The organism is Paraburkholderia sp. RL18-101-BIB-B (genome assembly GCF_046026985.1).
GTDB lineage: Bacteria > Pseudomonadota > Gammaproteobacteria > Burkholderiales > Burkholderiaceae > Paraburkholderia.
On the sequence record NZ_JARESV010000162.1, the window covers coordinates 1 to 1,019 of the forward strand.

1 protein-coding gene is annotated in these 1,019 nt (G+C 63.9%); it reads right to left on the reverse strand.

The annotated features are described in order from the left end of the window. On the reverse strand, window positions 1-1,019 hold a 1,019-nt coding region (locus tag P0D73_RS46485), incomplete at both ends, for a phosphate acyltransferase (protein WP_408436465.1).

Sequence of the window (1,019 nt, forward strand, 5' to 3'; positions counted from 1 at the left end):
TGCACCGGCTTGGCCGCGCCCAGCAGCATCGGACCAATCGCGATGTTGTTGCCCGCGGCCGTCTTCAGCAGGTTGTACGAGATGTTGGCCGCGTCGATGTTCGGCAGCACCAGCAGGTTCGCGTCGCCTTCGAGCGTCGAGTCGGGCATCACCTCGCGGCGCAGATTCGCGTCGAGCGCGATGTCGCCGTGCATTTCACCGTCCACGTGCAGGTCCGGTGCGCGTTCGCGCAGGATCGCCAGCGTGTCGCGCATCTTCTGCGCGGTCGGCGCGTTGCTCGTGCCGAAGTTCGAATGCGACAGCAGCGCGATCTTCGGCTCGATACCGAAACGGCGCACTTCCTCAGCCGCCATGATCGTGATTTCCGCCAGTTGCTCCGGCGTCGGATCGACGTTCACGTGCGTATCCACCAGGAAAATCTGCCGGTTCGGCAGCACCAGCGCATTCATCGCCGCGTAGACCTTCGCGCCTTCCTTCTTGCCGATCACCTGATCGATGAAGTGCAGGTGACGATGCGTGGTCGACACCGTGCCGCAGATCATGCCGTCCGCTTCGCCCTTTTCCACCAGCATCGCGCCGATCAGCGTGGTGCGGCGGCGCATTTCGAGCTTCGCCATCTGCGCGCTGATGCCCTTGCGCGACATCATCTTGTGATATTCCTGCCAGAAATCGCGATAGCGCTCGTCGTGGTCGGTGTTCACGACCGTGTAGTCCTGCCCCGCGACCAGACGCAGGCCGTAGCGCGCAATGCGCTGCTCGATCACCGCCGGCCGGCCGATCAGGATCGGCCTGGCGAGCTTCTCGTCGACGATGATCTGCATCGCGCGCAGCACGCGCTCCTCTTCGCCTTCCGCGAACACGATCCGCTTCTTCTCCGGCTCGACGCCGCGCGCGAGCTGGAAAATCGGCTTCATGGTCGTGCCGCTGTGATACACGAACTGCTGCAGATGCTGTTCGTAGGCTTCCATGTCCTCGATCGGACGCTCGGCGACGCCCGAATCCATCGCGGCCTTCGCCAC